Origin of the sequence: Streptococcus sp. DD11 (assembly GCF_001578865.1) — a bacterium.
GTDB lineage: Bacteria > Bacillota > Bacilli > Lactobacillales > Streptococcaceae > Streptococcus > Streptococcus panodentis.
The window spans coordinates 534,058-542,900 of the sequence record NZ_KQ969393.1 but is presented as its reverse complement, the minus strand read 5'-3'; the positions used below and the strand labels follow the sequence as shown (position 1 = coordinate 542,900).

Here is an 8,843-nt window from a genome sequence, read left to right as displayed (position 1 = left end):
GCTGCGTGCTCCAGCAGCTCATCCAGCCAGTCGACATGCTCTTCAATCGGCTGTCCGGCCGGACCGCCGTGGGTCAGGATGCGCCCCACTCCATGCTCAATCAGCCAGTCCATGGCTGCCGGCTGGGAATATCTGGCAAGGACATCAAAGGCCATGTGAAAGACCACCTCCATACCCCTAGAAGCATCCAGCAGCCGCTTCATCTTGGGAATGTCCAGCTCCTTGGCTTCATTAAGAGCGCCAAAAACCACCCCCTGACTGCCGGCTTCCTTGGCCTTTTTAATATCGGCCAGCATAATCTCAATCTCCAGATCAGCATAGACAAAATCACCGCCGCGCGGGCGAATCATGGTCATAATGCTGGTATCATAACGCCGGCCCAGCTCAACTGCAGCCCTGACAGTACCAAAGCTGGGTGTTGTCCCGCCAACTGCCAGATTATCGCAGAGTTCAATCCGCCGGGCACCAGCCTGCATGGCCTTTTCCAGCAAGGTCGTATTTTCAGCACAAAATTCATAAATCATCATCTCGCCCCTTATTTGATAGATGGATTCCCTCTCTCTATTATAACACAAGAGCTTCGTTGATAGCAGGACTTATTAAATTTTCCAGCCTCTTTTTCACACCAGTTCAGCCACTGGCTTTGCTAGTCTTCCTTAGGCAAAATTCTCTCCTGCAGATTGGCTATGGTCAGGACACCTCTTTCCTCACAAGCTTGGACACAATGTCTGTAGAAATCCCAATCCAGCTTATCTAGGTCAAAATAAACTGGAAGCTCCGATAAACCAGCCTGATAAGCCTTAAAGGCCCTGCTATGTCCATCAGTAAAGAAAACTTTTCCATCCATGCGCTTGATAGGCAAAGGTTCAAGTTCTTGTTTGGTAAAATCAATACTGATCCCGTCCAGCTTTTCCTGAGAAAGATAAAACTGACTGGGCTGAATCTGCGCCAAGGGCATGATCAAATCAAGTGCATAAGCCCGGCCTTTTTCCCTAGCAAAAGTTGGATAAAAACCAGCTGACTCAACCAAACCGCAAGAGGCCTGATTGAAATCATAAATTTCTTGAACTGCTAGCCTAGATGGCGTGCGCACTGAATCAAAGCAGGCAGGATATTAAAAACAGACACCATTTTCCCCCACAATAATCTTACTGAATAAGAGCATAAAAACTCCATTTGATTTGGAATCTTCCTTCCTCAAATGAAGTTTTCTTTTTTTAAAATCCATAACCCATGGTGAACTGGATTTTGGCTGTTCCGTTTTGGAAATTAATCTTCTTAATACTGAACTGGGTTTCCGGAAGGCTGAATAAAAAGCTGTCGCCTTCTGTTCGGACAGATGAATCCGATTTTTCCAGCTGCTGCCTGAGCAAGCCTGTTACGAGTGATTTAGGGATAGGAAAAGCACCCAGCTTGGCGCTGTCCACATTCACATGCAGGATATTATCCGCTACGGTGACATCTACCTCCAAGTCCAGCTTGCTGTCAACAAAGGCCAGCCTGACCGGGTACTGAATCCGCAGTTTATTGCCGTCAATGCTGTAGGCACTGTCCAGCAGCTCTTGATTTTGGCTGTCCGCCAAGAAAGATTTGAGCACCTGATTGAGCTGAACACTGTTCAGGGAAACTTCCGTATTGACTCCCTGAGCTGTCAGATTGGCATTGCTCAGGGTCGGCTCAATAATGCTCATCCAAGAGGCACTGCCTTGTACATTCTTTAACTGTTCACTTTGATTGACAGATGAGGGAACCAGAAAAACGACCGCCGCGATAAACAGCAGCACTGCGATTCCCACTAATCTCTTGACCATTTTCATGTTTCTATTCCTCTAGCTTAAGAAAATCCCTTTTCGGCTGAAAGCACAGAAAGGATTTATATTATTTTACACTATTTTTGCATTTTTTTCTGTAACAGAAATGTTAAAAAGCTAACAATAGTGTGAGAATTTAAGCAAAAAGGGAGTGGACAGAAATCGCAATTTCCTAGAAATGGATTTCGTCTCGCTCCCCTGCTTTTAGACCTGAGTCAAAAATCGCAAAAACTTTTTACTCCGCCGCTCTACAAAGAGAAACACTTTTATTTAATCACTTCCTGCGTCTTGGCATAGTTGGCTTCGACAGCTTCTTTTTCAGCTTTCCACCAGTCCTGATTGTCCGTGTACCACTTGATGGTTTCCTTGAGCCCTGTTTCAAAGTTGGTAAATTCTGGCTTCCAGCCCAGCTCATCGCGCAGTTTGCTGGCATCAATGGCATAGCGCAAATCGTGGCCTGCTCGGTCCGTCACATGGTCATAAGCGTCAGCCGGCTGCCCCATTTCCTTGAGAATCAGCTCCAGCACTTCCTTGTTATTCTTCTCACCGTCAGCACCGATCAGATAGGTTTCGCCGATTTTCCCCTTGGTCAGAATGGTCCAGACACCAGATGAGTGGTCATTGGTATGAATCCAGTCGCGGACATTCTTGCCCTCACCGTAGAGCTTCGGCTTGATTCCGCTCAGGATATTGGTGATTTGGCGCGGAATGAACTTCTCAATATGCTGGTAAGGACCATAGTTATTAGAGCAGTTGGAAATGGTCGCTTTCACACCGAAAGAGCGCACCCAAGCCTTGACAATCAAATCAGATGCTGCCTTGGTAGAAGAATAAGGCGAGCTGGGATTGTACTTGGTCTCAGCCGTGAATTTCTCACCCGGCCCTTCTCCATGACCCGGCAGATCTTCACGCAGAGGCAGATCCCCGTAGACTTCGTCAGTGGACACATGGTGGAAGCGAATGTCGTATTTACGTGCTGCTTCCAAAAGCGTGTAAGTTCCGATGAAATTGGTGTGAATAAATGGACTCGGGTCATTGAGCGAATTGTCATTGTGGCTTTCTGCTGCGTAGTGGACGATGGCGTCTGCTTTGGCAGCCAGCTTGTCTACTGTCTCCGCATCAGCGATGTCCGCAACGACCAATTCCACCCGGTCGCCCAGAATTTCCTCGATATTGGCCCGATTGCCGGCATAGGTCAGCTTATCCAGAACCGTGATATGCACGTCTGGAAAATTATTGTAAACGTAGTGAACAAAGTTAGAACCGATGAAGCCGGCTCCGCCTGTCACGATAATTTTTTTAAATTTTGACATTTTATAGTCTCCTTGTTATTAAATTTTTCTAAACAATGAAATTCTAATTTTTATAAAACCCATGAAGACAGCGAGACATCCTCAGAGTCAGAGATTGGACTGATAAGATAGATTTGTAAAATGTGCCTTCAAAGCAATAAACTAGCACCCATAACTACCATTTGAGGCGGGAAAACCAAACAGTCCCCTGCAATCAGTCTTCAAAATGCACACTTGAAAGAAACTCCATTAAAATCCATTACCATCCCGCCCACTGAGTTTCGATCTTAACCTCACCATAGTCCTCTGGTGAGAACTTGCTGTTGTATATCTCGGCCCAGTCCTTCAATACTGTGTTATTAATGGTTTCCTGATAAAAGCTGTCCAAATCATTAGCACCGATATGATATTCATTGAGATAGGATTGTATCTGTGATTCATTGTCAATAAAAGTTTCTTTATCGCTTGTTCCAGTAATGACATAGACTTTTTTTCTAAATATCTTCTTTCTAGTGTCATAGATACCGCTAATTTCAATTCGAACATCATTATCAACAGGGCGCTTAGCACTAATACTTAAAATATTCTCATGACCATAAAATGTCAATTCAATGTCAGTATAGGAGTTAGGATACGCAACCTTTTTGTAAGCAATCCTAGTATTCAAATCTCGTGTTTCATTCATATCCTTATCAAAAGCCCGAAAAGTCTTGAAATCAACTTTGTTTCTGACTCTGTTATAAGGCGTTCCCCCGGACCGATTTGCCACATTTCCATACATCTCAGCAAAAATATTCTTAGGCTGATTGAAATTCCAATCAAACTTAGAGGCTACTACACCCAGAGTTACAATAATGGAAGCAGCTAGACACAGCAGTACCATCGTCTTCAATCTGACTTTCATGACTTCTCCTTTTTGGAATAATGAATCTTTCATTTGAAGGCATTACCATCCCGCCCACTGAGTTTCGATCTTAACCTCACCATAGTCCTCTGGTGAGAACTTGCTGTCATATATCTCGGTCCAAGCTCTGAGAAATTTTTGATTAACGATTTCATCATAGTAACTATCCAAGTCGTCCTTCGTAATATTATATTGCTTCAAATAGTTCCGAATGTCGGTTTCATCTTTAAAAGTTTGTCGCTGATTTAATGGTCCCACTTTAAGATATACACTTTTTTTAAGAAGCTTTTTATCCACAGCATAATTCACGGTTATGACCACCGTTACCTTGTCTTGAATTTTTCGATACAACAAAATGCGTGAGTTTCTTTTTTCAGGTTTGAAATCAAAATCAAAAACAATCTTTGAGTAGTTTACAGGTCTCTCTCCCTCTTTATATTGTGCATTAAAAGTATCTTTATTCACTTCATATACTGTATCTTTAAAACTAGAGCTAGTAAAATCTTTAGAAGAAAAAACTGGCCAGGTGATGGGTAAGCAGACTTTTGTTCATAATAAATTTCCGAAAAAATATTCTTAATTTGGGCGTCACGCCAGCTAAAAAAGGCATAGACAGCAACCAAAGTCAACAATGCTAATAAGGAAGATAGGATTAATTTATTCTTCACGGTTTATTTTTGTGTTTTAGAAATTTATGACAAAACTTCGAAGAACCTTAGTCAACTTTCTTTTCTAATAAGGTAACCGATTTAACTTCAATATTCCCCCAATTTTTCTCAGAAAAATGACTGTTTCGATTTATGTGCCAAGCCTTGATAAGACTCTGTCCTAGAAGATTTTTCGTCTTAGACTTTAAGTCATCGTAGGTCATTTTTTGTTCTGATAGATACTTATTTAAATCAGACTCGGTACCATCGTTTATATAAATTATCTCCGTTAACTCCCTATCTTTAGCAGAATAAGTGAAATTTACAGTAAGTGATATGGAATCAGACATCTGATAATCATAGGACGTAAAAAGAGCCTCTGAAAGATTCTTTTTATTAACTTGCAGTTTAAAGGATGTTATTTCTAACGGAAGTTTGGTGTTTTTACCCTCGGAATTGAGTGCACTATAAATGGTAAGATTCTTATCTATCAGTGGTTCCCTATAGGTTTGGTAAATAACATCACCACCAATGTTGCTTGCTAATCCTTCATTTGGAACAGTTTTCAAACTATTATATATCTCATCAAAAACATTCTGAGGCTGATTGAAATTCCAATCAAACTTAGAGGCTACTAGACCCAGAGTTACAATAATGGAAGCAGCTAGACACAGCAGTACCATCGTCTTCAATCTGACTTTCATGACTTCTCCTTTTTGAAATAATGAATCTTTTCATTTGAAGGCATTACCAATCCGCCCACTGAGTTTCGATCTTAACCTCACCATAGTCCTCTGGCGAAAACCTGCTGTCGTATATCTCGGTCCAAGATCTGAGAAAGTTTTGATTGACGATTTCATCGTAATAACTATCTAAATCTTTCTTAGTAATATTGTGTTGCTTCAGGTAATTCCGAAGGTCCGTCTCATTTTCTATGGTTACTTGCTGTTCACCCTGTCTCTCTATGAAATCAACGCTTTTTTTAAGAATCTTTTTATCAACATCATAATGTATAGCTATGAATACTGTTACATTATCATGAACTGTTCGGTACAACCAAATACGAAAGGTTCTTTTTTCTGGCTTGAAATCAAAATCAAAAACAATCTTTGAGTAGTTTGCAGGCCTAGCTCCTTCTTTATATTGCGCCCTAAAAGTATTCTTTTTAAAATCATATATTGTATCTTTAAAACTAGAGCTAGTAAAAGCTTTAGAAGAAAAGAATTGACCAGGCGATGGGTAAGCAGACTTTTGTTCAGAATAAATCTGAGCAAAAATATTCTTAATTTGCGAGTCACGCCAGTTAAAAAATGCAAACACAGCAACCAAAGTCAACAGCGCTAATAAGGAAGATAGAAATGACTTCTTTTTCATGACTTCCCCCTATTCAAACTGATTTTCCTGATTTTTTAAGCTCACTAGGAACTTATAAGCGGGAAGCAGATCTTTACTATTCTTTAAATATTCTAAAGCTGCATCTCTTGATACAGGAGGTCTTTGAGTGGGATTTTTATAGCCCGGAACTAAACTGAGAAAAACTCTATCTGAAATTTTGTTATAGCCGCCTTCATTGTCCAGAAACTCTTTCTCGCGAACTTTATCTGCTTTCTGATAATATTCATTGGATACCTCAATGTAGGGTTTGCCAGTCCCCTTCATCCGCTTCGCAATATTGACTGCATCTAAATCCGCCTTATAATCGTCATTTCCCATAGATGGCTTTGCTTCAGCATCAGTTGTGACATCCCCCCGCCAACCCGATAAATCCTTAAGGAGCTGGCTTTCATCAGTTAAATTGGTTGCAGTTGTAATTGCTTGGTGAGCAAAGTCAGTCTTGCTTCCATTGCCATAGTAATCATTTAATTTCCTATCCCAAAAGTTATCAAACCCTTCCGTTGTACCATAGATATTTTTATACGAATCTCTAAATTGTTCATATTGATCCAAATCCTCTTTTTTGGTATCTGTCGAATTGGAATACTCACCACTAGACATCTCGTGCTGCAATCGAATATTGTAATATAGCTGATTAGATTCACCTTCACTGAGACCCAAATCCTGGAAAATTTCTTTTATATCTTTACCGCCCCACTCAGGCACTGGTACAGATAGAGACCCCGCAGTCGCATCCCACATTACTCCTGAGTAAACAGTCCCGCCTAAAATTCTCAACAGTAGGTAATCTTTGTTTTCCTGTGACATCTTGGGGAACTTTTTATCAATGCCATTTCGGACTTTAAGAATCTGCAAGGCAGTAGTTTCATCAAAGCCATACTGGGCTTGCAGATTATTGACATAAGCTCTGTCTCCCTCATTCAATTGACGAAGTTCATGCTTATGATTCAAGGTTGTAGCCCAAGTGAGATCTGCTGGGACTTTGTAGGTTAGAGTATTGGCATCCCAGGCTGAGTCCAGCTGACTCAGACCCGTATCAAAGGCGCTAACAAGCTCCGCCAATTCTGCAAAAAAGCTTGGGGAGGCAGAATTAAAAGCCTGCAATTTTTGCAACTTTTCCTCCAGGATTTGCTTGGCGGATGTATTATTCGATATCAATTCTTGATAGTAAGTCACCAGTTCTTTACTATCCGACCTGCCTTTCTCCTTACTCAGCAGGTCCACCTGCTCCTGACAGCTGGAAATACTGGTTTCCAGCGCCTGAATCTGCTCCTCAAGTTCCCAGTCTTTCAAATCCTCATCACTAACCTGAGCTCTATACTCTGTCGGCAGCCGATTCGTACCTGATTTAGCCGATTCCGCAATCAGATAAGCACCCTTAATAAGAGGCTGGAAAACCTGACTTGAAAAACTTCTGGCCATATCATAGGACTTTCCTTTAAGTTCTTTCGAACTCGCTTCAAAGCTAGCCAAAGCTTGAGTCAGCTGATTATAAGTCTCCAGATGGGAATCAACCATGCTAGCTGTTGTGGAGGCTTGGGTGTCCAGCTCGGTTCGGTAAACTTCAATTGTCATTGTTTAATATTCTACCTTCCCTCTGCGTCTAGTTGGCTGTTTATTTGTTTACGTTTCTGATAGAGCATTTCTTTTTGCTCAGACAGTTCTCGTTTTTGTTTTTCCAGACCGTCCTTAATAAGCTCCACCCCTCCAGCCAATTGGTTACTAATCGCTATATGACTATCGTAGCAAACTTCAAACTGATAAGACGAGCCCCCATATTGATACATGAGTTTTTCTAAAAGCCTTTGATTTTCCTGACTGATAGATAGAAAATTTTCTTCGTAGCCTTCCCACTTCTGGGTTTCTTTCGAAAGTTCAAGTTCTTTATTCTCTAACTCAACATGTTTCTTATCGATTTCTGCTAGGGCTTCCTCTTTCGTTTTAGCTGTCTGCTGGTAAACTTGGGGAGAAGCTACCCTAGCCGTAATCGGCTGAGCAAGATAGTCCCTCAGTTCCTGCATCCGTTTCTCATTTTCTCGCCATTCAATCATAGCCTCTCGGCGTTCCTGAGGAGAAAGACTCGTGTCTGTCATAAACCATGGTTGTTTCTTCTGGCTTGTTCTTTGCTTGTCCGTCATAACCTACCTCACTGACCCAGATTATCATCTACTTCCTGCCAATGGTTAGCAATCGAATCGATATTGTTGGCCAGATTAGTAAAGACTTCAGTCAAGCCAGTTGCTGCATTATGAGCAGCTGTTATTGCATTATGAGCGCTGTTGTTCCCTTCAAGGATTGTAATGTAATCCAACGTAGCTGGAGAAACAGAAGCGAGACTCGAACTTGCTTCGCTAATCGGTAAACTATACTCACTCGCTTGCTCAATACTGCTTTGAATTTGTGTCATCATTTCCTCCAATAAAATTCAACGAATAACTGAAGTATATAAGCCTACAAATCTTCTTTCCTCAAAGGTTTAACATCCTCAAGCAGGGGGTGGTTCTTGTCTGCTTCTGAGACTTCTGCTGCTTCTAGGTTTTCCCACTGGATGCCTAGAGCTGGGTCTGCATAGTTGACAAAGGCATACTTAGGTTTGAGTTCCAAAGCCCAGTAGTCGTTTACTAGATAGCTATAGGAAACCGTGTCAGAAAGGACTTGGAAGCCGTTAGCTACGCCGCGTGGCACAAAAATACCCTTGCTGGCATCGATGACTGTCTGGTAGGTATTGCCAAAGGTCTCGCCCTCACGCAGGTCAACCCAAGAACCTAGCACCTTACCATCATCTGCAACAGAG

Annotated in this window: 12 protein-coding genes; all 12 read right to left on the bottom strand. The window is 41.8% G+C overall.

What is annotated here, in order from left to right; genetic code table 11:
• Positions 1-524, bottom strand: a 524-nt coding sequence (locus STRDD11_RS05900; protein WP_164828403.1) for a copper homeostasis protein CutC, incomplete at its 3' end; no start/stop codon positions are given.
• Positions 525-646: 122 nt separating this feature from the next.
• Positions 647-1,030, bottom strand: a complete 384-nt coding sequence (locus STRDD11_RS05895) for a hypothetical protein (protein ID WP_241209332.1) — start codon at positions 1,028-1,030, stop codon at positions 647-649.
• Positions 1,031-1,217: 187 nt separating this feature from the next.
• Positions 1,218-1,817 (bottom strand): hypothetical protein, encoded by a 600-nt coding sequence (locus tag STRDD11_RS05890; protein WP_128836246.1) that lies wholly within the window; start codon positions 1,815-1,817, stop codon positions 1,218-1,220.
• 260 nt (positions 1,818-2,077) lie between these two features.
• The gene (gene rfbB / locus STRDD11_RS05885; RefSeq protein WP_128836244.1) at positions 2,078-3,124 is read right to left on the bottom strand and encodes a dTDP-glucose 4,6-dehydratase; all 1,047 of its coding nucleotides are present in this window, start codon (positions 3,122-3,124) and stop codon (positions 2,078-2,080) included.
• A gap of 238 nt (positions 3,125-3,362) precedes the next feature.
• Positions 3,363-4,007 carry a TipC family immunity protein gene (locus STRDD11_RS05880; RefSeq protein ID WP_128836242.1) on the bottom strand — a complete coding sequence of 215 codons (645 nt, stop codon included), beginning with the start codon at positions 4,005-4,007 and terminating at the stop codon, positions 3,363-3,365.
• Between the two features lie 42 nt (positions 4,008-4,049).
• Positions 4,050-4,538, bottom strand: coding sequence for a TipC family immunity protein (locus tag STRDD11_RS05875; protein ID WP_277592710.1), 489 nt, complete (start codon positions 4,536-4,538; stop codon positions 4,050-4,052).
• Positions 4,539-4,722: 184 nt separating this feature from the next.
• Positions 4,723-5,358, bottom strand: coding sequence for a TipC family immunity protein (locus tag STRDD11_RS05870; RefSeq protein WP_128836238.1), 636 nt, complete (start codon positions 5,356-5,358; stop codon positions 4,723-4,725).
• A gap of 43 nt (positions 5,359-5,401) precedes the next feature.
• Positions 5,402-6,028: a TipC family immunity protein gene (locus STRDD11_RS05865; RefSeq protein WP_128836236.1), complete on the bottom strand. Its 627-nt coding sequence runs from the start codon at positions 6,026-6,028 to the stop codon at positions 5,402-5,404.
• 9 nt (positions 6,029-6,037) lie between these two features.
• The gene (locus tag STRDD11_RS05860; RefSeq protein ID WP_128836234.1) at positions 6,038-7,624 is read right to left on the bottom strand and encodes an LXG domain-containing protein; all 1,587 of its coding nucleotides are present in this window, start codon (positions 7,622-7,624) and stop codon (positions 6,038-6,040) included.
• Between the two features lie 11 nt (positions 7,625-7,635).
• Positions 7,636-8,187, bottom strand: coding sequence for a DUF3958 family protein (locus STRDD11_RS05855; protein ID WP_128836232.1), 552 nt, complete (start codon positions 8,185-8,187; stop codon positions 7,636-7,638).
• 8 nt (positions 8,188-8,195) lie between these two features.
• Positions 8,196-8,456, bottom strand: a complete 261-nt coding sequence (locus STRDD11_RS05850) for a TIGR04197 family type VII secretion effector (RefSeq protein ID WP_164828400.1) — start codon at positions 8,454-8,456, stop codon at positions 8,196-8,198.
• Between the two features lie 44 nt (positions 8,457-8,500).
• Positions 8,501-8,843: dTDP-4-dehydrorhamnose 3,5-epimerase family protein (locus STRDD11_RS14250; protein WP_241209331.1), on the bottom strand; the 343-nt coding region annotated here is incomplete at its 5' end.